General features: G+C 37.4%; 26 protein-coding genes and 1 riboswitch. All 26 genes read left to right on the top strand.

Annotation, left to right across the window (positions count from 1 at the left end):
- Positions 1-66 precede the first annotated feature (66 nt).
- The 26 genes from rnmV (at position 67) to M3627_RS18575 (ending at position 21,615) form a co-directional block, all read left to right on the top strand.
- A complete protein-coding gene (rnmV, locus tag M3627_RS18450) occupies positions 67-636 on the top strand; it encodes a ribonuclease M5 (protein ID WP_251556958.1) in 570 nt (189 codons plus the stop codon).
- Positions 633-1,514 (top strand): 16S rRNA (adenine(1518)-N(6)/adenine(1519)-N(6))-dimethyltransferase RsmA, encoded by an 882-nt coding sequence (gene rsmA / locus M3627_RS18455; RefSeq protein WP_169360346.1) that lies wholly within the window; start codon positions 633-635, stop codon positions 1,512-1,514. The genes rnmV and rsmA overlap by 4 nt, the downstream gene beginning before the upstream one ends.
- A 152-nt stretch (positions 1,515-1,666) precedes the next feature.
- Positions 1,667-1,930, top strand: coding sequence for a biofilm formation stimulator Veg (veg, locus tag M3627_RS18460; protein WP_144541541.1), 264 nt, complete (start codon positions 1,667-1,669; stop codon positions 1,928-1,930).
- A gap of 131 nt (positions 1,931-2,061) precedes the next feature.
- Positions 2,062-2,238, top strand: coding sequence for a small, acid-soluble spore protein, alpha/beta type (locus M3627_RS18465; RefSeq protein WP_144541539.1), 177 nt, complete (start codon positions 2,062-2,064; stop codon positions 2,236-2,238).
- Between the two features lie 214 nt (positions 2,239-2,452).
- On the top strand, positions 2,453-3,319 hold the full coding sequence (ispE, locus tag M3627_RS18470) for a 4-(cytidine 5'-diphospho)-2-C-methyl-D-erythritol kinase (RefSeq protein ID WP_169360347.1): 867 nt from the start codon (positions 2,453-2,455) through the stop codon (positions 3,317-3,319).
- A gap of 57 nt (positions 3,320-3,376) precedes the next feature.
- Positions 3,377-4,228, top strand: a complete 852-nt coding sequence (gene purR / locus M3627_RS18475) for a pur operon repressor (RefSeq protein WP_251556959.1) — start codon at positions 3,377-3,379, stop codon at positions 4,226-4,228.
- Positions 4,206-4,577 carry a RidA family protein gene (locus M3627_RS18480; RefSeq protein WP_169360348.1) on the top strand — a complete coding sequence of 124 codons (372 nt, stop codon included), beginning with the start codon at positions 4,206-4,208 and terminating at the stop codon, positions 4,575-4,577. Before purR ends, M3627_RS18480 begins: the two co-directional genes overlap by 23 nt.
- Positions 4,578-4,864: 287 nt before the next feature.
- Positions 4,865-5,152 carry a septation regulator SpoVG gene (gene spoVG, locus M3627_RS18485; protein ID WP_169360349.1) on the top strand — a complete coding sequence of 96 codons (288 nt, stop codon included), beginning with the start codon at positions 4,865-4,867 and terminating at the stop codon, positions 5,150-5,152.
- Positions 5,153-5,252: 100 nt separating this feature from the next.
- Positions 5,253-5,351: riboswitch (guanidine-I (ykkC/yxkD leader) on the top strand.
- A gap of 62 nt (positions 5,352-5,413) precedes the next feature.
- On the top strand, positions 5,414-5,755 hold the full coding sequence (locus M3627_RS18490) for a DMT family transporter (protein WP_169360350.1): 342 nt from the start codon (positions 5,414-5,416) through the stop codon (positions 5,753-5,755).
- Positions 5,755-6,069 (top strand): DMT family transporter, encoded by a 315-nt coding sequence (locus M3627_RS18495; RefSeq protein ID WP_251556960.1) that lies wholly within the window; start codon positions 5,755-5,757, stop codon positions 6,067-6,069. Before M3627_RS18490 ends, M3627_RS18495 begins: the two co-directional genes overlap by 1 nt.
- Positions 6,070-6,433: 364 nt before the next feature.
- Entirely contained in the window at positions 6,434-7,804 is a 1,371-nt protein-coding gene (gene glmU, locus M3627_RS18500; protein ID WP_169360352.1) for a bifunctional UDP-N-acetylglucosamine diphosphorylase/glucosamine-1-phosphate N-acetyltransferase GlmU, read from the top strand.
- Between the two features lie 25 nt (positions 7,805-7,829).
- On the top strand, positions 7,830-8,789 hold the full coding sequence (locus M3627_RS18505) for a ribose-phosphate diphosphokinase (protein WP_169360353.1): 960 nt from the start codon (positions 7,830-7,832) through the stop codon (positions 8,787-8,789).
- 79 nt (positions 8,790-8,868) lie between these two features.
- Entirely contained in the window at positions 8,869-9,483 is a 615-nt protein-coding gene (locus M3627_RS18510; protein WP_169360354.1) for a 50S ribosomal protein L25/general stress protein Ctc, read from the top strand.
- Positions 9,484-9,718: 235 nt separating this feature from the next.
- Positions 9,719-10,282 (top strand): aminoacyl-tRNA hydrolase, encoded by a 564-nt coding sequence (pth, locus tag M3627_RS18515; protein WP_169360355.1) that lies wholly within the window; start codon positions 9,719-9,721, stop codon positions 10,280-10,282.
- Between the two features lie 46 nt (positions 10,283-10,328).
- Positions 10,329-10,559 (top strand): anti-sigma-F factor Fin, encoded by a 231-nt coding sequence (locus M3627_RS18520; protein WP_251556961.1) that lies wholly within the window; start codon positions 10,329-10,331, stop codon positions 10,557-10,559.
- 91 nt (positions 10,560-10,650) lie between these two features.
- A complete protein-coding gene (mfd, locus tag M3627_RS18525) occupies positions 10,651-14,178 on the top strand; it encodes a transcription-repair coupling factor (protein ID WP_251556962.1) in 3,528 nt (1,175 codons plus the stop codon).
- A gap of 88 nt (positions 14,179-14,266) precedes the next feature.
- Entirely contained in the window at positions 14,267-14,803 is a 537-nt protein-coding gene (gene spoVT / locus M3627_RS18530) for a stage V sporulation protein T (RefSeq protein WP_169360358.1), read from the top strand.
- A gap of 85 nt (positions 14,804-14,888) precedes the next feature.
- A complete protein-coding gene (locus tag M3627_RS18535; protein ID WP_251556963.1) occupies positions 14,889-16,499 on the top strand; it encodes a putative polysaccharide biosynthesis protein in 1,611 nt (536 codons plus the stop codon).
- A 12-nt stretch (positions 16,500-16,511) separates the two neighbouring features.
- Positions 16,512-17,972 (top strand): bifunctional methyltransferase/pyrophosphohydrolase YabN, encoded by a 1,461-nt coding sequence (gene yabN, locus M3627_RS18540; protein ID WP_251556964.1) that lies wholly within the window; start codon positions 16,512-16,514, stop codon positions 17,970-17,972.
- Positions 17,973-17,976: 4 nt separating this feature from the next.
- Complete coding sequence (locus tag M3627_RS18545) at positions 17,977-18,267, top strand: RNA-binding S4 domain-containing protein (RefSeq protein ID WP_251556966.1); 291 nt, start codon at positions 17,977-17,979, stop codon at positions 18,265-18,267.
- Between the two features lie 170 nt (positions 18,268-18,437).
- Complete coding sequence (yabP, locus tag M3627_RS18550; RefSeq protein ID WP_169360362.1) at positions 18,438-18,740, top strand: sporulation protein YabP; 303 nt, start codon at positions 18,438-18,440, stop codon at positions 18,738-18,740.
- Positions 18,737-19,255, top strand: a complete 519-nt coding sequence (gene yabQ / locus M3627_RS18555; RefSeq protein WP_169360363.1) for a spore cortex biosynthesis protein YabQ — start codon at positions 18,737-18,739, stop codon at positions 19,253-19,255. The genes yabP and yabQ overlap by 4 nt, the downstream gene beginning before the upstream one ends.
- Before the next feature lie 11 nt (positions 19,256-19,266).
- Positions 19,267-19,665: an FtsB family cell division protein gene (locus tag M3627_RS21135; RefSeq protein ID WP_251556968.1), complete on the top strand. Its 399-nt coding sequence runs from the start codon at positions 19,267-19,269 to the stop codon at positions 19,663-19,665.
- A 143-nt stretch (positions 19,666-19,808) separates the two neighbouring features.
- Positions 19,809-20,240 (top strand): S1 domain-containing RNA-binding protein, encoded by a 432-nt coding sequence (locus M3627_RS18565; protein WP_169360364.1) that lies wholly within the window; start codon positions 19,809-19,811, stop codon positions 20,238-20,240.
- A 287-nt stretch (positions 20,241-20,527) separates the two neighbouring features.
- Positions 20,528-20,986, top strand: coding sequence for a DinB family protein (locus tag M3627_RS18570; protein ID WP_251556969.1), 459 nt, complete (start codon positions 20,528-20,530; stop codon positions 20,984-20,986).
- A 92-nt stretch (positions 20,987-21,078) separates the two neighbouring features.
- Complete coding sequence (locus tag M3627_RS18575) at positions 21,079-21,615, top strand: NUDIX domain-containing protein (protein ID WP_251556970.1); 537 nt, start codon at positions 21,079-21,081, stop codon at positions 21,613-21,615.
- Positions 21,616-21,930 lie beyond the last annotated feature (315 nt).

Raw genomic sequence — 21,930 nt, forward strand, 5'->3', positions numbered from 1 at the left:
TTGATAGGGAGAGCTTTTTTGCGTTATGATAGAGGCTAGTATAGAAGTGGAAAAGAGGTAAAACGCTTGCGAATAAATGAAATAGTCGTCGTAGAAGGAAAAGATGATACAACTGCTATAAAAAGAGCAGTTGAAGCTGATACTATAGAAACTAATGGTTCTGCCATATCAAAAGAAACACTTATCAAAATTCAGCACGCTCAAGATAAAAGAGGTGTCATTGTATTCACTGACCCAGATTACCCTGGCAGAAGAATTCGTGCCATTATAGAACAACAAATTCCTGGGGTGAAGCATGCTTTTTTATCAAAAGAAAAAACAATAGCGAAAAATGGTAAGGGACTAGGCATTGAACATGCTAAAGATGAAGATATTCGACAAGCTCTTAGTCATGTGTATACCCCTAAAACTGACATGGAAACTATCTTTCCTGCCATTCCACTAGAGGTGCTAATTGCAGGAAAGCTCATTGGACACCCGCATGCAAAAGACAGAAGGACTCGACTTGGAGAGATATTAAAAATAGGCTATACCAATGGAAAGCAGCTACAAAAGAGACTAACTATATTTCAAATAAATAAGGAACAGCTGGAAGCAGCGATTCTGCAACTCGATTTGGAGGACAATACGAAATGACACAAAAAGATATAGCAACTCCTATACGCACACAGGAAATACTAAAAAAATATGGTTTTTCTTTTAAAAAGAGCTTAGGACAAAATTTCTTAATAGACCCTAATATTCTTAGAAATATCGTTAGTCATGCCAATTTAACAAGTGAATCAGCCGCAATTGAAATTGGCCCGGGAATAGGAGCTTTAACAGAACATCTAGCAAGAGAAGCTGGAAAAGTAATCGCTTTTGAAATAGATCAGCGCTTGTTGCCTGTGTTAGCAGATACACTCTCACCATATAACAACGTAGAAATCATTCACAAGGATATTCTTGAAGCGAATATGGTAGAAGTATTTGAGGAAAAGTTAACTGATTATAAAGATGTCATGGTTGTAGCTAATTTGCCATACTATGTAACAACCCCAATTTTGCTGAAGCTATTAATGGATCGTTTGCCTATACGGGGGATGGTTGTGATGATGCAGAAGGAGGTGGCTGATAGAATTACTGCTTCACCGGGGACCAAGGCTTATGGGTCTTTGTCAATTGCAATTCAGTATTATATGAAAGCCGAAGTAGCTATGACTGTTCCTAGGGCTGTCTTTATGCCACCGCCAAACGTAGACTCTGCGGTAATTAAGCTAACTCGCCATGAAACTCCGCCAGTACAAGTGATAGATGAGGATTTCTTATTTAAAGTTTCAAGAGGTTCTTTTGTGCAACGAAGAAAAACGATAATAAATAACCTACAATCCTCCCTTCCTAATGGGAAGGAGAAGAAGGAACTAATCATTCAAGCACTGGAGAAGGTAGGCGTATCACCCACACGTAGAGGAGAAACGCTGAGTATTGAAGAGTTTGGAAGGCTAGCAGATGAGTTGTATCCAAATTTCCATTAAATTTACTTGTTACAATATTAGTAATGTTAATAAATAAAGTAGTAAAAACGATTAATAAAAACGTTGACAAGAGTATGTGTAAGTTGATAAAATGTTTTGTTTGACAAAAAAATGGATATGTGTTAGGATTGAGTCAGTGAGGTGTAAGCGGAATGCCAAAAACTTTAGCTGATATTAAAAAGTCATTAGATCATCATTTAGGGAAACGTTTGCAATTAAAAGCAAACGGAGGTCGTAAGAAAACAATTGAACGTGCAGGGGTGTTAAGAGAAACCTATCATGCAGTGTTCGTAATCGATTTGGATCAAGATGAAAATTCTTTTGAACGGGTATCTTATAGTTACGCAGACATTTTGACAGAAGCAGTAGAAATCACTATTTATGATGAAGCAAATAATTCAATTGTAGTAAAATGATTGTTTAGAACTTTTATTTTTACGTTTTTATATGGCAAAAACTCCTATCCCATTTGAATGAGTGGATAGGAGTTTTTTTCTTTTAAATGCACATACTAACGTTGCTAGTTGTTTTGAGGAGGATTCACCATATGGCTAGAAGAGGGATTATGTCTAAGGAATTAAAAGAAGAGATTGCCAAGGATCTTGGATTTTATGATGTAGTCAAAACAGAAGGCTGGGGTGGGATTAAATCCCGAGACGCAGGTAATATGGTAAAACGTGCAATTGAAATGGCTGAACAACAAATGAACAACCAAAGTAAATAAACAAGATTACCTAAGTTCGATATCCAAAATATAATACAACTAGCAAAGAAAAGGCGATTTATGCCTTTTCTTTTTTTATCACTTCTTCCATTCCATCATTCGTTTAATGGGGCACAGCCAATGCTTATACTTTTCTTATTGTTCTCATTTTTTTCAAAAAGGAAGGACTATGGTAAAATAGGGAACAGCATAAGTAGGAAAAGGAGCAGATGGGATGTACTATGTGAAAGCACCTGCTAAGATAAATTTAACACTTGATGTATTACATAAACGCCCTGATGGCTATCATGAGGTGGAAATGATTATGACCACTGTAGATTTAGCAGACCGCATCGGGCTAGAAATAAGAGAAGACGGAGCTATACATATTATTTCAGTCGATCGTTTTGTTCCAAATGATCATCGTAACCTTGCCTATCAAGCGGCAAAGATACTTAAAGAAATGTACAAGGTGAAGTCTGGCGTCTCTATTAAAATCGAAAAGAATATACCAGTTGCAGCAGGACTTGCAGGTGGCAGTAGTGACGCTGCGGCAACTTTAAAGGGGCTAAATGTTCTTTGGGGATTAAATCTCACTATAGACGAGCTAGCTCAAATAGGAACAAAAATAGGGTCAGACGTGGCATTTTGTGTATACGGTGGGACTGCATTGGCGACCGGGCGAGGAGAAAAAATACAAGAGCTTCCGGCACCGGCCAACTGTTGGGTGATATTAGCTAAGCCAACGTTAGGGGTATCTACTGCAGATGTATATGGAAATTTAAAAATTGATCAAATAATTCATCCGAAAACAACAGCAATGGTAAATGCTATTAAGGATAAGGATTATGATTTGATGTGCAACTCACTTGGGAATGTTTTAGAAGATGTAACATTAAAACTATACCCGGAAGTTGCCAACCTAAAAGAGCAAATGCAACGCTTCGGAGCTGATGCTGTATTAATGAGTGGTAGTGGTCCAACTGTTTTTGGACTTGTAAACCAAGAATCACGAGTACAGAGAATATATAACGGGCTTCGAGGTTTCTGTGATGAGGTATATGCCGTTAGGCTAATGGGAGATAGAGAACCACTTGCTTAAACACGTATAATTGTGGTAAGTTTTGTTTAAAATATTCGTGATTAGAGGTGGAAAATGATGAAATGGAAAAGAAGTGAACGGTTAGTGGACATGACTCAATATTTAATGGAGCATCCACATAAACTAATCCCTTTAACTTATTTTGCTGCTTTATATCAGTCTGCAAAATCTTCTATTAGTGAAGATTTAACGATAGTAAAAGAAACATTTGAAGAAAGAGGCAAAGGCATACTTGTGACTGTACCTGGTGCAACAGGGGGAGTTAAATTTATTCCTACTATGACAGACCAGGATGTTAAGAAAATCGCTCAGGAATTAATGGACCAACTTTCTAAAGCGGAACGTCTCTTACCTGGTGGTTATTTGTATATGACTGACCTTTTGGGTGAACCGATGCTAATGAATAAAATAGGGAAAGTATTTGCTTCTGCATTTGTCGATACAAAAATCGATGCTATTATGACAGTTGCAACAAAAGGTATTCCTATTGCTCATGCTATTGCAAGACACTTAAATGTTCCAGTAGTTGTAGTACGACGAGATAGTAAGGTAACAGAAGGACCTACTGTCAGCATAAATTATGTTTCTGGTTCAGCTAGAAGAATTCAAACAATGGTTCTTTCTAAAAGAAGTATGGAAAAAGGCCAGCGTGTGCTAATTACCGACGACTTTATGAAAGTTGGAGGAACCATCAATGGTATGAAAAGCTTACTTGAGGAGTTTAACTGTGAGCTTGCGGGCATAGCTGTCTTAGTGGAAGCTGAGCATACAGGGGAACAATTGGTTGAGAATTACTTGTCTTTATTAAAATTACATGAAGTAAATGAAAAAGACGGTACGATCGCTTTAACCGAGGGAAATTATTTCACGAGGGGTGGAAAAACAAATGAAAATAGTATCAACGAATAAGGCTCCAGCTGCAATAGGTCCATACGTCCAGGGTATGGTAGTTAACGGAATGTTTTACAGCTCAGGTCAAATACCATTAACGCCAACCGGAGAAGTAATTGATGGTTCTATTACGGAACAGACTGACCAAGTTTTCGCTAACTTAGAAGCAGTTCTAACTGAAGCTGGATCTTCTTTGTCCAAGGTAGTAAAAACTCTTGTCTTTTTAAAAGATATGAACGATTTTGTTGAATTCAATGCTGCCTATGAAAAACATTTTGGTGATCACAAGCCTGCTCGCTCAGCTGTAGAGGTTGCTCGTTTGCCTAAAGATGTAAAGGTAGAAATTGAAGTTATAGCAGTTATTTAAAGCTAAGGCACATGTTTTCTTCGGAAATTATGTGCTTTTTTAGATTTTCTTTAAATTTACTTTATTGTCACTCCCACAAGTATTTCATCGAACAATAATGATACAAGAATCTTAATTTAATACTCCAAATACGTTTTGTAAAATCCCCTCGTCTTTTATACTATTTTTTAATAATTTTTTAATGTATATAATATTAAAAATATTCCAAAACAAAGCAGGAATTTTTAAATTTTTGTGGAATAGTAAGTTAATATAGATATTTGCAACTAGGGGGAAGGAGAGATTATATGGAAGTGACAGATGTGAGGTTGCGTAAAGTATTAACCGATGGGCGTATGAGGGCAATCGCTTCTATAACACTAGACAACGAGTTTGTAGTCCATGACATTAGAGTTATCGAAGGAAATGCAGGGTTATTTGTGGCTATGCCAAGTAAGCGAACACCAGAAGGGGAATTTCGAGATATAGCTCATCCTATAAATGTAGGCACACGATCTAAAATTCAGGATGCTGTGCTATATGCCTATCATTTAAGTGATGATGTAATAGCGGAAGTGGAAGAAGCGACTATATAAGACTAGCTTCAGTTGTAGTTAGCGTTCTAAAAAAGGCTATTAGAATCTTATACTTTTACTTTACTAACAGACAACGATATAATATCCATAATAAAATACTTTGAATGTTTTCTAGGGTTCCGCAACTGTCAATGTTGGTCTGGACCGAGAGAAAACTCACAGCATTGCTGTGTCACGGAAGGATAAAAGCCTGGGAGAAACTGTTTAATAGTTTCTCTCAGGCTTTTTTTTGAGAAAAATAATAATTGGAGGTTTTTTAGAATGGATAAAGCATGGATTAAAGTGTTCATTGCTGCAGTATTTGAGGTTTTTTGGGTTATTGGATTAAAGCATGCAGACGATTTTTGGACTTGGGCTGGAACAGTTATTGCTATCTTTATCAGTTTCTATTTAATGATTATGGCTGGTCGAGAACTTCCCGTAGGTACGGTTTATGCTGTTTTCGTTGGTATAGGTACAGCAGGAACTGTTTTTTCTGAGATTCTATTCTTTGACGAACCATTTCAAGTAGAAAAAGTACTTTTAATCGTACTATTACTTGCAGGAGTAATTGGGTTGAAATTAATTACAAAGGAAAAAGTTCAGGAAAGGAATGAATCTTAATGGCTTGGATTTCATTAATTTTAGCAGGGGTTTGTGAAATGTTCGGAGTGGCGATGATAAGTAAATTGCATAAAGATCGTAATTGGCAAGCGGCAGTACTCTTAATACTCGGATTTGGAGCAAGTTTTCTTCTTTTGGCTTATTCCATGAAAACTCTTCCCATGGGAACAGCGTATGCTATTTGGACAGGTATTGGAGCCTCTGGAGGAGCGATATTAGGTATGGTTTTATATGGAGAATCTAAAGACCCAAAACGACTAATTTTTATAGGAATGATTTTAGGGTCCGCTGTTGGTCTAAAACTCGTATCATAAGATGATTGAGTGTGATGATAAATCTTTAGGCTAAAGGTGGAATAAACTATTTATAGATGCCGCCTCCCTTCGCAAAAAAATATAATTTCACTATAATTTATTTAGCAAATGAGTCAATTTTATAAATTATCATCATTCTGGAAAAGTTACTACAATAAAGCATAAATCAATTATTAAAAAGCAGATATATGTCATAGTCAATCTAATCATTAAGATTTGTTATATAAAGATAAAGTATGATTTAACAAAAAAATATATATATTACTTGTTTTGTCATGTATTTGTCAAGAGATAATTCCTTGAAAAAAACCCTCTTTTCCTATATAGTCAAAAGAGGAAATTAGCCCACTGGAGGGAATATCAAATGACAAATACCTATGCAGTTGTTTTGGCAGCTGGTAAAGGCACTCGTATGAAATCTAGTCTATATAAAGTATTACATCCTGTGTGTGGAAAGCCAATGGTAGAGCATGTTATTGATAACATGGATCAGGTAGGGGTAGAAAAGATTGTGACTATTGTTGGTCATGGTGCTGAAATTGTACAAAGTAAGCTTGGGAGCAGAAGCGAATATGCTTTACAATCAGAGCAACTAGGTACGGCACACGCTGTTTTACAAGCAGAAGAAGTTCTTTCTAACCTGAAGGGAACAACTATTGTTGTGTGTGGCGATACTCCTCTAATAACTGCAGAAACTATTAAGGAATTGCTTAAGCATCACAAAGAAACAAATGCAAAAGCTACTATATTGACTGCAATAGCTGAAGATCCAACTGGTTATGGAAGAATTATTCGTACCGAGCAAGGGAACGTTAAGTCTATAGTAGAAGACAAAGATGCAAATTCAGAAGAGAAGCTTGTCAAAGAGATTAACTCTGGTACTTACTGCTTTGACAACGAAGCATTATTTAAATCATTAAAATTAGTAAAAAATGAAAATACCCAAGGTGAGTATTATTTACCTGATGTTATTGGGATTTTACAACAAGATGGAGAAGTTATTTCTGCATATGCAGCGAAAGACTTTGATGAAACTCTTGGAATTAATGATCGTGTTGCACTATCGCAAGCAGAACAAATTATGCGTGCTAGAATAGCCCATCACCATATGCGTGAAGGCGTAACTATTATAGACCCTCAAAGTACATATATAAGCAGTGAAGCAACAATTGGCTCTGACACTGTTCTACAGCCAGGAGTTATCATTGAGGGTAAGACAATTATCGGAGAAAAATGTACAATTGGCCCAAATAGCCACATAGTCTCTAGTGTCATTGGTGATGAAACAACTATTCACTCTTCTGTAGTATTATCAAGTGAAATTGGTAACCATACCTCAGTAGGCCCATTCGCACACATACGACCAGACTCGGAATTGGGTGACCAAGTTAAGATTGGTAACTTTGTGGAAGTGAAAAAATCAGTAGTTGGCAATGGAAGTAAAATCTCTCACCTAAGCTATATGGGCGATGCATCTATAGGAACTAATGTGAATATTGGTTGCGGAGCTATTACGGTTAATTACGACGGTAAAAATAAATTTGTAACAACTATTGAAGACGATGCATTTGTTGGATGTAATTCTAATCTCATTGCACCTGTAACAATCGGTAAAAAGGGATATATAGCAGCAGGATCTACGATTACTAAGGATGTTCCAGGTGAAGCACTTGCTATTGGTCGTGCTCGACAAGAAAACAAAGAAGGCTACGTAAACAAACTCAATCTAAAATAACCAATTACTATTCAGGAGGATTATCATGACTCATCGATATGAAAATGCCAAACTAAAAATATTTACTCTTAATTCGAATAAGAAATTAGCAGAAGAAATTGCAAAAGAGGTTGGAGTTCCGCTAGGGAAAAGTACTGTAACAAGATTTAGCGATGGCGAAGTCCAAATTAATATCGAAGAGAGCATACGTGGATGTGATGTATTTATCGTTCAATCCACTTCAGGTCCTGTAAACGAAAATATAATGGAATTATTAATCATGTTAGATGCAGTTAAACGTGCTTCTGCTCGTACCGTAAGTGTTGTATTACCTTATTACGGATATGCTCGACAAGACAGAAAAGCTCGTGCTCGTGAACCGATCACAGCTAAGCTAGTAGCTAACCTGCTAACTTCTGCTGGAGCAACTCGCGCAATTGTTTTAGACTTGCATGCACCACAAATCCAAGGTTTCTTCGATATTCCAATCGATCATTTAGTAGCTGTGCCTATCTTATCTGACTACTTCTTAACGAAAAACCTAGATCCTTCTCAAATTGTTATTGTTTCACCTGACCATGGTGGAGTTACTCGTGCACGTAAAATGGCAGACCGTTTGAAAGCGCCAATTGCTATTATTGATAAACGACGTCCACGCCCTAATGTTGCAGAAGTAATGAACATAGTTGGTAATGTAGAAGGAAAAACGGCAATTTTAATCGACGATATTATTGATACTGCGGGAACTATATCGATTGCTGCTGCGGCCTTAATGGAAAGCGGTGCAAAAGAAGTGTATGCATGTTGTACACACCCAGTGCTATCGGGGCCAGCAATTGAACGTATAGATAACTCTGTTATTAAAGAATTGGTTATTACAAACTCTATTCAATTACCAGAAGATAAGCACTCACCAAAAATTAAAGAACTATCAGTTGCAAAATTATTAGGTGATGCAATTGTTCGTGTATTTGAAGAAAAATCTGTAAGTACTTTGTTTGATTAATCTCATAGATGTTTGAATCATCCTCCCGAAGGGTATCTTATCTTTAGTTACCAATTACATCGGGAGGATGATTTTATTTATGGCTACAATTATTAAAGCACAAAAGAGAGAACATAAAAACAATACCAAGCTAAGAAATAGTGGGTACATACCGGCAGTTGTATATGGTTTTGAAACAGAGTCTCAACCAATTGCGGTAGATGAAAAAGATTTAATAAAAACATTACGTGAAGTTGGTAGAAATGGCGTAATGAAAATTGATGTAGAAGGTCAATCTCTAAACGTTGTATTGAATGATTATCAAATGAATATATTAAAGGCTCAAATGATTCATGCGGACTTTCTCGCGATTAATATGAAGGAAGAATTAGAAGTAAGTGTAACAGTTAACACAACTGGAACTTCTGTAGGTGTCTCAGAGGGTGGATTACTTCAACAGCCAAACAGAGAACTTACTGTTATTGTAAAACCTTCCGATATTCCAGATTCTATAGAAGTAGATGTAACTAATATCGCTATCGGTGATACGCTAACAGTTGGAGACGTTCGTGAAAAGGTAGATTATAAAATAGTCGAAGATGACGACTATACTTTAGTAACTGTATCTGCTCCAAGAGTTGAGACAGAATCGGATACTGAAACAGAAGCTGAGGCAGATGCCGAAGGAACAGAAGAAGCATCCTCAGAGGAATAAAGTAATAGGGTGAGTCCCTACTAAAATTATGCAAGCAATCCTAAAGGCGAGAATGATGTTTAATCGACATTCTCGTCTTTAGTTATGCACCGATACAATTATTAGTTTAGGAACTGGGTTCCATTCTTTTGCTTTAAAAGAAGGTGATGTTCCAAGTGAACAAACTGATTTATGGGCTTTACTCATCCCTCTTATGTTAAAATAAAAGAAATAAGGTTAAAAGGAATGGAAAGAAATGAAAATGATCGTTGGCCTAGGAAACCCAGGCAAGCAATATGAAGGAACAAGACATAATATTGGTTTTCATGTAATAGATGAACTGTCCAAGCGTTTAAACATTCCCCTCAATCAATCAAAATTTAATGGAATGTACGGCGCTGGCTTTGTAGGAACTGAAAAAGTGATGCTTCTAAAACCTTTAACATATATGAATTTATCGGGAGAATGTATCGTTCCGATGATGAATTATTTTGATGTAGAGGATGAGGAATTAGTTGTTATTTATGATGATTTAGACTTACAAGCCGGGAAGCTACGACTTCGCCAAAAGGGAAGTGCGGGAGGTCATAACGGGATTAAGTCCATCATTCAACATTTGGGTACACAGGAATTTAATCGAATTCGAATAGGAGTGGACCGTCCCAAAAACGGGATGAAGGTTCCAGACTATGTACTCTCCAATTTCACCAATGAAGAAAAACCAGAAATTGATTTAGCGATTAAAAAGAGCGCGGATGCTTGCGAACAATGGTTTACGAAGAGCTTTCTTGAAGTAATGAATGTTTTTAATGGTGCATAAAAGTTGAAGTAAAAGCCTATACTTCCTAAAAAGGGGGTTAATGGCTATGCCGATTCGTTATAGATGTCGCCATTGTGAAACAGAAGTTGGTCAGCTACCATTCGATTCCATAGACGAGGCTTTTTTAGAAAAACACAATATTGAGCCAGAAGAACAACACATATATATACAAACGGGGGCTGAGGGAGATTATACGATACAGTGTATTTGTGAAGAGTGTCAAACCTCTTTGCAAAAGTTTCCTAGCTATTATGCATTAAAAAAATGGATACAGTAAATGCTTTGGCACACTTCGTGCACAAAGCCTTTTTCTGTTTTTAATTGTAGATTAAATCGTTTGTATGTTTATTAGATAAGGGTGGGTGAAAATGGAATTACTAAGTAATGTATTAATCGAAGATAAACAAATGCAAAAGCTAGTGAAAGATTTAGAGAATGGTATAGACCAAACATTAATCACGGGTCTATCAGGAAGCGCGCGTGCTGTCTTTACTAAAATGCTTCATAAGGAATTAGATAAACCCATTCTGATTGTTACACCGAACCTTTTACACGCTCAAAAGCTTGCTGAGGATTTAGTCAAGCTAATTGGAGAAGACTTAGTTCGTTTATACCCAGCCGATGAATTGATAGCTGCAGATATAACTATTGCCAGCCCCGAATTGCGTGCACAACGTTTAGAAACATTAGATCACATGTTAAATATAAAAAAAGGTGTCTATATTGTTCCAGTGTCTGGCCTGAAAAAGCGAATGGGGAACGTAGAGGATTGGAAAAATAGCTCCATCTCCCTGAAGGAGGGAGAGGATCTTGTATTAGACAATTTCCTGCAAGGTTTAGTAGACATGGGTTATGTACGTCAGCCGATGGTTACCACTCCAGGAGAGTTTGCATTACGAGGCGGTATTATAGATATATATCCACTATATTTGGAAGATCCTATTCGGATAGAGTTATTTGACACAGAAGTAGATTCCATTCGTACCTTTTCTGCAGAGGATCAACGGTCATTAAAAAAATTAAAAGACGTTCGTATTTTACCTGCGACTGAATATGTTTTAACAAAAGAGAAAAAAATGATGCTAGCACAAAAGCTCGAGGAAGCATTAGCGGAAAGCTTGAAAAAGGTTAAGCTGTCGGATATTAAAGAAAAATTTTATCAAAATATACAACAGGATATAGAACTTTTAAAACAAGGAGAACAACCAAAGGAGTTTATGAAGTACATCTCCTTGATAGAAGAAGACAGCTTTTTAGGAAGTTATTTTGATCCACAAGGAATTGTTATGTTCGATGAGCTTGGAAGAATCCAAGAAGTAACAGAGACTTTGGAAAAAGAAGAAAATGATTGGTATCTTTCCTTATTAGAAGAAGGGAAGACTGTCCATAGTGTAAAACCGTCGTACCACTTGAAAGAAATCATTCATATGCTTTCTAACTATAAGGTGTACCTATCATTATTTTCACGTACTTTTTCTGGCATTGTTATAAAGAAGGCGATGAGCGTTTCGTGTAAGCCTATGCAAAATTTCCATGGACAAATGCATCTGCTAAAAAATGAAACAGAGAGATTTGCTCAAGGTAAATTTAGAGTAATTATTTTAGCAGATGGTAAAGACCGTGTTCAAAAAGTCCATACGGTTCTAGAAGATTATGAAATAGTTTCCCAGATTGGTACGTCTACAAATGATTTAAATAACCCAGGAATTTTTATCGTAGAGGGAGATCTGGAAGCAGGTTTCGAATTACCTCTTCAAAGAATAGCCGTCATAACGGATTCGGAATTGTTTAAGCAAAAGAGTAAGAAAAAATCTCGTACACAAAAAGTGACGAATGCTGAACGTATAAAAAGCTATTCAGAAATAAAGCCTGGAGATAATGTTGTACATATCCATCATGGGATAGGGAAATATATAGGAATAGAAACCTTGCTTGTGAACGGCGTTCATAAAGACTATTTGCATATACGTTATCGAGGCGAGGATAAACTCTATGTACCAGTAGATCAAATAGATCTTATCCAAAAGTATGTTGCTTCAGGGGAAAAGGATCCGAAGCTTCATAAATTAGGCGGAACGGATTGGAAGAAAACAAAATCCAAAGTTTCAGCGGCAGTTCAAGATATTGCAGATGAGCTGATCAAGCTCTACGCTAAGCGTGAGGCTGAGGTTGGATATGCTTTTGAGCCTGATGGAGAGATGCAGCATACCTTTGAGGCAGCTTTCCCGTATGAGGAAACTGAGGATCAGCTACGGACAATTCAAGAGGTTAAACGAGACATGGAGAGACCAAGACCGATGGATCGTCTAGTTTGTGGCGATGTGGGCTATGGTAAGACCGAGGTTGCGATCCGTGCTGCTTTTAAATCTGTGATGGAAGGAAAACAGGTAGCATTTCTATGTCCTACTACCATTCTTGCGCAACAACATTATGAAACGATGTTGGAGCGTTTTCAAGACTTCCCAATTGAGGTAGGGATGCTAAGTCGTTTCCGCACAAAGAAGCAACAGGCAGAAACAATTACCGGACTGAAAAAGGGTCTAGTGGATATAGTAGTTGGAACTCACCGTATCCTGTCAAAGGATGTAGAATATCAAGATTTAGGGCTATTGGTAGTGGATGAGGAGCAACGTTTCGGAGTTAAGCATAAAGAAAAGATTAAGCAGCTTAAAACAAACGTTGATGTTTTAACGCTTACTGCCACTCCAATTCCTCGCACCCTTCATATGTCGATGATTGGAGTACGGGATTTATCCGTTATTGAAACTCCCCCTAAAAACCGTTTCCCAGTGCAAACATATGTAATGGAATATAACGGAGCTTTAGTTAGGGAATCTATTGAGAGAGAACTGGCTAGGGGAGGACAGGCATTTTTCCTATACAACCGCGTTGAGGACATTACTCGCAAGGTTGATGAGATCCAAATGTTAGTCCCAACGGCTAGAGTAGGCTATGCACATGGGCAAATGTCCGAGACGGAGCTAGAGTCTGTCATTATCAGCTTTTTAGAGGGAGAGTATGATGTCCTTGTGACAACTACCATTATAGAAACTGGAATTGATATACCGAATGTTAATACGTTAATCATCCATGATGCGGATAAAATGGGGCTGTCCCAGCTGTATCAGCTACGTGGACGCGTAGGTCGTTCTAATCGTGTGGCCTATGCCTACTTAATGTATCAAAGGGACAAAGTGTTAACTGATGTAGCAGAAAAAAGGCTACAGGCGGTTAAGGAATTTACAGAGCTTGGATCTGGCTTCAAGATAGCGATGAGAGATTTATCTATCCGAGGAGCAGGAAATCTATTGGGCTCACAGCAGCACGGATTTATTGATTCGGTAGGATTTGATCTATATACGCAAATGCTAGAAGAAGCTATACAAGAAAAACAAACTGGAACTAAAAAAGAAGAAGTACAAGATATTGAAATTGTATTAGGAGTAGAAGCATATATTTCAGATGAGTATATTGCAGATGGATATCAAAAAATTCAAATGTATAAGCGAGTCAAGGCAATGGAAACAGAAGAAGAGTATTTGGACATTGTTGAAGAATTACAGGACCGTTTTGGAGATATGCCTCTAGAAACGGAAGTACTTCTTAGAATTGCTCGTATGAAGGTCTGGGGTAAAATTGCTGGAATAGAATCTATTAAAGAAGCCAATAAGATAACATCCATTAGGCTGAGTGAGTCTGGAACACAATCTATTGATGGTGCATTACTGTTAGAGGAAACGATGAAGTTTGGTCGTGCTGTAGGCTTTAATGTAGATAAGGGCAACTTAGTTGTCACCATAGATGAGCGTAAAATAGGAAAGTTAAATACGTTTGATGTATTAGAAGAAATAATGAGTTTATTACCTAAAGCAAAAAAGAAATTAGAAGTAAATTAACGTATTGCATATTATTGGGTAATGTGAGGCATACTATGGCAGAAATGAACTTTAATTTCCATTCTGTCGAAAGAGAGGCACACATTACATGAAAGCAACAGGCATAGTACGTAGAATTGATGATCTAGGTAGAGTTGTAATTCCAAAAGAAATACGTAGAACCCTTCGTATACGAGAAGGTGATCCTTTAGAAATCTTTACAGACCGAGAAGGAGAAATTATCCTAAAAAAATATTCTCCAATTAGTGAGCTTGGAGACTTTGCAAAAGAGTATGCTGAAACGCTTTATGAAACGTTAGGTACGCCAGTACTTATTAGTGATCGCGATGAAATGATTGCTGCAGCAGGGTTATCTAAGAAGGATTATTTAAAACGTCGTTTAAGTTCCGATGTTGAGGATGTAGTGAATAATAGAACAATGGTAGTGGAAAAGCATGAAAACTCAGTAGAATGGGTACCGGGAGTAGTTGAAACAGTTAAATCCTACTGTATCGCCCCAATCATTGCTTCTGGTGATCCGATAGGCGCTATATTCCTATTCTCTAAAGTGCATTTTATCGGAGAAGCAGAAATGAAAGCTATCGAAACAGCAGCTAATTTCTTAGCAAAACAAATGGAGAGCTAAATGAACCTTCCTCTTGTACAAGAGGAAGGATTCTTTATATTCATGTATAATAGTGCTATTGCTGGATGGAAGAAGGATTTTAAAAATGAGTAATGATTGGAATATGAAATCGTATATGAAGGGCGCTGCCATGCTAACGGTGGCCGCAATTATCGTGAAACTACTTAGTGCAGTTTATCGCGTACCCTTTCAAAACCTAGTCGGCGATGAAGGCTTTTACATTTACCAGCAGGTTTATCCTTTTATTGCGATTATTACAACTTGGACTTCTTTTGGCTTTGCTATAGCACTTTCCAAAATTTTGTCTGATTATAAAGCGAATGGGAAAAACTTTGCAATCCCTAAAATAAGAAAAATTGCTTTTTATTATATCGGAATTATTTCTATTATATTTTTTGTTTTCTTATTTTTTGGTGCAAACTTATTAGGCAGTTTTATGGGAGATGTCCAACTAGCTCAGCTTTTAAGAGCAGGATCCTATGTCATTCTGCTTATGCCGCTCCTTGCAGTCCTAAAAGGAGAATTTCAAGCAGAGGGACGAATGGGCACGGTTGCCTATGCTCAGGTACTAGAGCAGGCCATTCGTGTTTCGGTTATTTTACTCGGGACCTGGATAGTTCTCTTAAATAGCTTGGATTTATATAAAGCGGGTAGTATGGCGATGTATGGAGCAGTTGCTGGAGAATTGGGAGGAGTAGTTTTCTTAGGAATAGTCTATTGGAAGATAACAAAGAAAACAGGTAAAGAAGAAAATGTAGGACCGGTGCCTGTATGGCCCATCGTAAAGCAACTGACGATGCTAAGTATAAGTGCAAGTATAAGTGCATTGTTATTTTTACTTCTTCAACTAGTAGACTCTTTTACGGTATTTCAATTACTAATAGATAATGGCATGGGTAGACAAGAGGCGATGGAGAAAAAGGGCGTATATGATCGAGGCCAACCACTCGTACAGCTTGGGATTGTCATCGCCTCTACCCTTTCTCTTTCTATCGTGCCTCTTGTTGCACATCGTTTAAATAAAGATAAAGGAAGAACGGCCCAACCATTTATGCAGTTGACGTTTAGAATAGCCTTTACCTTTGGAATTGCTGCCGCATTAGGACTTATTGCAGTACTTCCTTATTTAAACGAAATGCTGTTTAAAACGCGTGCGGAATCTATTACTCTCATGGTATTTTCTTTGCAAATTATTTGGATGTCTTTAATATTAACATTCATGGCTATGCTTCAAGGTGGAGGAAAGGTGAGAGTTCCAACTCTAATCTTATTACTCTGTGTGTGCTGTAAATGGATATTAAACGGTATACTAATACCTAGTTATGGTGTAATTGGTGCTGCCTGGTCGGGGAATGCTAGTTTAGCGATTGCATGTATATTGATGTTGCTTTACTTTAAAAAACAGTGGAAAATACGCTTCGCTCCCAACAGTTTTTATAAGGGAGTTGCTCAGGCATCATTAGTTATGTTCGTAATCGTTATTGCTTATACTAGGCTTATAGATCATTTTCCAGTTGGAATTTTATCTAGCAGAGTGGAGGCAGTAGTCATTTCACTTAGTTCGGTAATGCTTGGTGCAATAGTTTTTATCTTTGTATTGACGAAAAGACGTGTAATTGCAGAGAAAGAATGGTTCTTACTTCCCTTTGGAAGAAGAATGGCCAAGCTTCAGCTTTGGCTAAATAAAGAAAAGTAAGGTTGTGAGAAGATGCACGAGATTACAATAATCGGACTTGGGGCTGGTGATTTAAATCAGCTTCCACTAGGGATTTATAAAAAGTTAAAAAATGCTACTCATTTATACGTTCGTACAGAACAGCATCCAGTCCTTCAGGAGCTCCAAACAGAGGGCGTAACATGGACTAGCTTCGATGCTATTTATGAAAAGAATGATCAATTTGAGAATGTATATAAAGAGATAGTCGAAAATCTTCTGAAGCTGTCAGCTGTAAATCCGATAATTTATGCTGTTCCTGGTCACCCTTTAGTAGCGGAGCAAACCGTTCAACTATTGGTTCAGGCTGAAAAACAAGGCAAGGCAACGATTACTATAGAGGGCGGGCAGAGCTTTCTAGACCCTATTTTTGGAGCTCTTCGCATAGATCCTATAGAAGGGTTTCAATTGTTAGACGGAACTAGCTTTAAGCGAGATGATATACAGATGAATTCTCACGTTTTAATAGGGCAAGTTTATGATTCCTTTAGTGCTTCAGACGTTAAGCTAACACTAATGGAAAAGTATCCGGACGATTTCGAGGTCACAATAGTGACAGCGGCAGGTTCCTCAGAAGAAGTTTTAAAAAAGGTGCCTTTATTTGAACTAGATCGGGAAATGGAATTAAATAATTTAACCACCTTATACGTTCCGCCTATTCATGAAAAAGAGAGTCGTGTAAAGGAGTGGCAAACTCTTCGAGAGGTGGTAGCCCAGCTAAGGGGTCCTAATGGGTGCCCTTGGGATAAGGAACAAACACATACAACCTTGAAAAAATATGCAGTTGAAGAGGTTTACGAACTACTTCAAGCAATAGACGAGGAAGATGACGATCATATTGTAGAAGAGCTGGGAGATGTACTATTACAGGTTTTCTTACATGCTCAAATTGGAGAAGACAATGGATACTTCAGCTTAGAGGATGTATTAGCTTCTATAACTGAAAAAATGATTCGAAGACATCCGCATGTTTTTGGAGATGTAGAAGCAAATAGTACAGAACAAGTATTAAGTAATTGGCAGGAGATTAAAGAAAAAGAAGGTAAGAAAACGTCAAAATCTTTATTAGAGGATGAATTACGAACAGAATCATCTCTATTGACCTCCTTTAATTATCAAAAAAGAGCTGCCAAAGTTGGCTTTGATTGGCCAGAGGTTTCTGGAGCTTGGGATAAGTTTGAGGAAGAGCTGCAGGAGTGGAAGGCTGAGCTCGTATCTAATGATAAGCAAGCGCAGACAGATGAGCTGGGAGATTTATTGTTTACCGTGGTGAATTTAGCTCGTTTTTACGGACTATCTCCTGAGCTTGCCATGATGCAAGCAAATCAAAAATTCAAAAGAAGATTTGAATATATAGAACGGTGTGTTCAACAAAACAGAGGAAGCTTTGAAGATTATAACTTAGAGGAGCTTGACCAGTTTTGGAAGGATGCCAAAAAATTAGAGAGGCAGTGAGGATATGAGATTAGATAAATTCCTAAAAGTTTCAAGACTTATTAAAAGAAGAACATTAGCTAAAGAGGTAGCGGACCAAGGACGTATTACCATTAATAATAAGGTGGCAAAGGCTAGCTCTGACGTTAAGGTTGGTGACGAGCTATCAATTCGTTTTGGTCAAAAGGTTGTGACTGCATCCGTGGACGGGATTAAAGATTCTGCTAAAAAAGAAGAGGCTGCATCCATGTTCACCATTATTAAAGAAGAGAGATTAGAGAAGGTAGACCCTCAGTTCATTGATGATGAAGATTAGGAGAAAGATTATCTTGGTTTTCAAAGATTACGTTTAAATTGGAAGATGATAGTCTTCCTTTCCGGCTAAATCTATTAAGAATAAATTCTTTTAAAAAAAAGCATGAGATTGTGTCATGCTTTTTTTATATGGAGCATACAATAGATTAGGACAAGGAGAGGAGAGAGTATATGCAATATCAAGCAGAGAATCAAACTATCACAATTCCGTCGGGGGATCACTTAATTTCACTTAGAAATCGTAAAAGAATGGACTTAACATCTGTAAAAGCAATCGAACGATTTGATCAGCAGGAATTTTATGTACGTACATCTCAAGGAACCCTTCATATCAAAGGAGAGGACTTGAAGATTGTCCATCTAGATGTTGATAAAGGACTTCTAACTTTGGAGGGCATTGTACGATCTATGGAGTACGATGAGGAACAAAGTTCAGACGGTGCTAGAGGATTACTTCATAAATTATTCGGATGACACTTTCTCTACAGTTTTATAGTTTAATGCTAATGATTGGCAGCGGTATTTTAGTTGGTGCTGTAATAGAAGGAACGCGTTTTATAACGGGGCATACACCCAAGCGTTCCTTTGTTTTTAAATATCAGGTAGTGTTAGAAATAGTTATTTGGATTTTAATGGGACTAGCGACCTTTTACATTCTTTTTAATGTACGAGACGGGATTTGGAGAATTTATGATCCACTTGCACAAGTGTTAGGAATCCTCCTTTACCAGTTATTTTTTCAGCCCGTCTTTCGGTTAGCTGGAAGAATCTTTTTGCGTTTGGTAGTAAAGCCGATTTGGTTCATAATTCGGACCATTTTAAGGATTCTTGGAAAAATTATATCTTTTATCATATTTATTATCAGTTTAATAATAAAACCATTCCGTACTCCATACAAAAAATTAAAGCTATTGGCACTACAGAAATTGCCAAAAATAAGTTATAATAAAAGATACCAAAAATATAAGAAAAAATATAAGAAAAGATAGGAGAGAACGATGTGAGGCAGAGACAAATACAAAAAGAACCATACGAAAAACAAGTGGCATCTATAAATACAGATTATTTACGCTCTGTTCAACGTCGCGAATCTCGTATAAAATCTAAAAAAGTTCGGTTATTTAGACGGTTAGCAGCATTCTTTATCGTTTCAATAGCAGTAACTGGATTTTTAATAATGACCCTTGTGAACAGCCATCAAACATTAGCAGAGAAAAAGGAACAGCAGGTCCAGGTAGAAGAAGAACTAGCAAAAGTTCAAGAAGACCAAGAAATGCTCAAAATCCAAATCTCCAAGTTAAATGATGATGATTACATCGGAAAGCTATTAAGAAAAGAGTTTTTCCTTTCAGAGGAAGGCGAAATTATCTTCTCTCTTCCAGAGGAAAATGATAAGTAAATTAAAAAAAACCAATTTGAAGAGAGTGGTCTTGTTGACACTCTTTTTTTGTTAGCTATAATAAAAGATAGGATATGTATAAAAAAACTATACAAATTCATTTTTTAAGGACCGCTTAAATTTTAAGGAGGAGCATTTTTTTTATGTCAATTGAAGTAGGCAGCAAGGTACAAGGTAAAGTAACAGGAATCACTAACTTCGGAGCATTTGTCGAGCTTCCAGGAGGCTCAACTGGTCTAGTTCACATTAGTGAAGTTGCAGATAACTATGTGAAGGATATTAATGATCATTTAAAAGTGGGCGACATGGTAGAAGTTAAAGTGATGAATGTTGAAGCGGATGGCAAAATCGGCTTATCTATTCGTAAAGCAAAGCCACAAGCAGAAAGACCAGAGAGACCAGAACGTCCTCAGCGTCCACGCAGCAATAACCGCCCGAACGATCGTGATCGTCCGAGCAAAGAGAATTTTGAGCAAAAAATGGCGAGATTCTTAAAGGATAGTGAAGATCGTTTGACTACGTTAAAACGCGCAACTGAATCTAAACGCGGTGGTAGAGGCGCAAAACGAGGATAACATGCTGTCTGTTTTATCGGTAGAAAAAATGTTTAATAGATGTAGAAAGGTGCTAGCTTAGCTAGTGCCTTTTTTGTTGTTTAGGAAAATTATAAAATTTTGAACCTGTGGATAAATTGATGTCTAGCTCTGGCACCTTGCCCCTCGGGGCAGACATAGGTGCCTGCGCTTTTCTTGTATTTAAAATATTTTCAAAATACGCACAACTAAGGTAATATTTACTTAGTACAACCATGAAAAAGAGAATGAATAGTTAATTCTAGGAATTTAGTGTAGGAGGATGAGTGATGACTAAGGATGAAATTCTACATGCACATCAAAACTACTTAAGTTGGTTGACCTTTCTTGAGAAGATGAGTGAGGATGAAGGAAATACTCCTTATCGAGAAGGGAAATGGACTCCAAACGAGATTGTAATGCATCTGGCAGAGTGGGATAAGTTTACCTTGCAGGAGCGTTTACCTCTAATGAAAGAAGGGGAAAAACATCAAGCGTACCCGAATTTCGAAGACTTCAATACAAAAGCTGCAGCCCTTGCTCATGAACAAACATTTAAAGAAACCCTTGCTCATGCAAAAAAGCAACGTGAAGCGATAATGGCAGAGCTTCAGAAAATTGATGAGGTAGAATGGGATAAGTACTTTTATATTGGTGACCATTCAAGTACTATACGAAATTATTTTACAGACTTCATCGAACATGATCTACATCATCAAAAACAAATAACACCGGAATATAATAACTAAACTCTCAAAAACCCGTAGACCATTTTGAAAAGGTCTACGGGTTTTGTTCTTTGGGAACTTTTAAAAAGTATTTATTGATGGAGGAGATTCTAATGATAACTAGAAATTCAGCAAAGGCTATTATCATGGACAATAAGAGACTATTAACTATTAAGTTACAAGAAAATAATGAGACTTATTTTATTTTACCGGGTGGTGGGCAAGAGCCAGGAGAAAATTTGCATGAAACCCTTAAAAGAGAATGTAGAGAAGAGGCAGGCGCAGAGGTAACCATTGGAGATATTATATTTGTACGAGAATATATTGGAAAGAATCATGAGCTTTCTAAGAAACACGGAGGTTACCATCAGACGGAGTTTATGTTTTTAACTAAAGTTGTTCAATTTAACTACGCAAAATCTACTCTTCTTGACCAAGGACAAATTGGCTTGGAGTGGATACCCATTGCAGAGCTAATGAAATATAATTTTTATCCCAAAGGATTAAGAGAACATATTATTAATTATGTAGAGAAAGGAAAAACAAAAGTCTATGTAGGAGATATGATAGTTAGTAAAAATCTCTCATTAGAAGACATATATGGAAGACGCTCATGCAATATTTCTTGTAATAGAAGGGATACTAGTTGATTGAAGTGGAAGGCGGCGACTCCTGCCGAAATAGCATGAGGTGAAGACCCCACAGGAGCGTAGCGAGGGCACTGAAAAAGTGCCTTTAAAACGTTTAGAGGTAGAGTATGAATGCAGGTTCTGTTCATCTTCTACTATTTTCTGAATCCATGTCTTTCCGTTCCGAGCGGATGCTTTCCAGGGGGCGGCCCGGCAAGCCTTCTCCCTCGCTGCGCTCAGTCCGGGTGCTCGCCGTGGCCGCTAATCCCCTAGGAGTCACCGCTCTGCACTCCAATCCAATCCACTTTTCTACCTGTTATAGAATTTTTTAAAATG

Origin of the sequence: Psychrobacillus sp. MER TA 171 (genome assembly GCF_023713305.1) — a bacterium.
GTDB lineage: Bacteria > Bacillota > Bacilli > Bacillales_A > Planococcaceae > Psychrobacillus.

What these genes read in the sequence shown, in the direction of transcription:
- rsmA (WP_169360346.1), top strand. Translation starts at nt 633, where the DNA reads ATGACACAAAAAGATATAGCAACTCCTATACGCACACAGGAAATACTA.
- veg (WP_144541541.1), top strand. Translation starts at nt 1,667, where the DNA reads ATGCCAAAAACTTTAGCTGATATTAAAAAGTCATTAGATCATCATTTA.
- M3627_RS18465 (WP_144541539.1), top strand. Translation starts at nt 2,062, where the DNA reads ATGGCTAGAAGAGGGATTATGTCTAAGGAATTAAAAGAAGAGATTGCC.
- ispE (WP_169360347.1), top strand. Translation starts at nt 2,453, where the DNA reads ATGTACTATGTGAAAGCACCTGCTAAGATAAATTTAACACTTGATGTA.
- purR (WP_251556959.1), top strand. Translation starts at nt 3,377, where the DNA reads ATGAAATGGAAAAGAAGTGAACGGTTAGTGGACATGACTCAATATTTA.
- M3627_RS18480 (WP_169360348.1), top strand. Translation starts at nt 4,206, where the DNA reads ATGAAAATAGTATCAACGAATAAGGCTCCAGCTGCAATAGGTCCATAC.
- spoVG (WP_169360349.1), top strand. Translation starts at nt 4,865, where the DNA reads ATGGAAGTGACAGATGTGAGGTTGCGTAAAGTATTAACCGATGGGCGT.
- M3627_RS18490 (WP_169360350.1), top strand. Translation starts at nt 5,414, where the DNA reads ATGGATAAAGCATGGATTAAAGTGTTCATTGCTGCAGTATTTGAGGTT.
- M3627_RS18495 (WP_251556960.1), top strand. Translation starts at nt 5,755, where the DNA reads ATGGCTTGGATTTCATTAATTTTAGCAGGGGTTTGTGAAATGTTCGGA.
- glmU (WP_169360352.1), top strand. Translation starts at nt 6,434, where the DNA reads ATGACAAATACCTATGCAGTTGTTTTGGCAGCTGGTAAAGGCACTCGT.
- M3627_RS18505 (WP_169360353.1), top strand. Translation starts at nt 7,830, where the DNA reads ATGACTCATCGATATGAAAATGCCAAACTAAAAATATTTACTCTTAAT.
- M3627_RS18510 (WP_169360354.1), top strand. Translation starts at nt 8,869, where the DNA reads ATGGCTACAATTATTAAAGCACAAAAGAGAGAACATAAAAACAATACC.
- pth (WP_169360355.1), top strand. Translation starts at nt 9,719, where the DNA reads ATGAAAATGATCGTTGGCCTAGGAAACCCAGGCAAGCAATATGAAGGA.
- M3627_RS18520 (WP_251556961.1), top strand. Translation starts at nt 10,329, where the DNA reads ATGCCGATTCGTTATAGATGTCGCCATTGTGAAACAGAAGTTGGTCAG.
- mfd (WP_251556962.1), top strand. Translation starts at nt 10,651, where the DNA reads ATGGAATTACTAAGTAATGTATTAATCGAAGATAAACAAATGCAAAAG.
- spoVT (WP_169360358.1), top strand. Translation starts at nt 14,267, where the DNA reads ATGAAAGCAACAGGCATAGTACGTAGAATTGATGATCTAGGTAGAGTT.
- M3627_RS18535 (WP_251556963.1), top strand. Translation starts at nt 14,889, where the DNA reads ATGAGTAATGATTGGAATATGAAATCGTATATGAAGGGCGCTGCCATG.
- yabN (WP_251556964.1), top strand. Translation starts at nt 16,512, where the DNA reads ATGCACGAGATTACAATAATCGGACTTGGGGCTGGTGATTTAAATCAG.
- M3627_RS18545 (WP_251556966.1), top strand. Translation starts at nt 17,977, where the DNA reads ATGAGATTAGATAAATTCCTAAAAGTTTCAAGACTTATTAAAAGAAGA.
- yabP (WP_169360362.1), top strand. Translation starts at nt 18,438, where the DNA reads ATGCAATATCAAGCAGAGAATCAAACTATCACAATTCCGTCGGGGGAT.
- yabQ (WP_169360363.1), top strand. Translation starts at nt 18,737, where the DNA reads ATGACACTTTCTCTACAGTTTTATAGTTTAATGCTAATGATTGGCAGC.
- M3627_RS18565 (WP_169360364.1), top strand. Translation starts at nt 19,809, where the DNA reads ATGTCAATTGAAGTAGGCAGCAAGGTACAAGGTAAAGTAACAGGAATC.
- M3627_RS18570 (WP_251556969.1), top strand. Translation starts at nt 20,528, where the DNA reads ATGACTAAGGATGAAATTCTACATGCACATCAAAACTACTTAAGTTGG.
- M3627_RS18575 (WP_251556970.1), top strand. Translation starts at nt 21,079, where the DNA reads ATGATAACTAGAAATTCAGCAAAGGCTATTATCATGGACAATAAGAGA.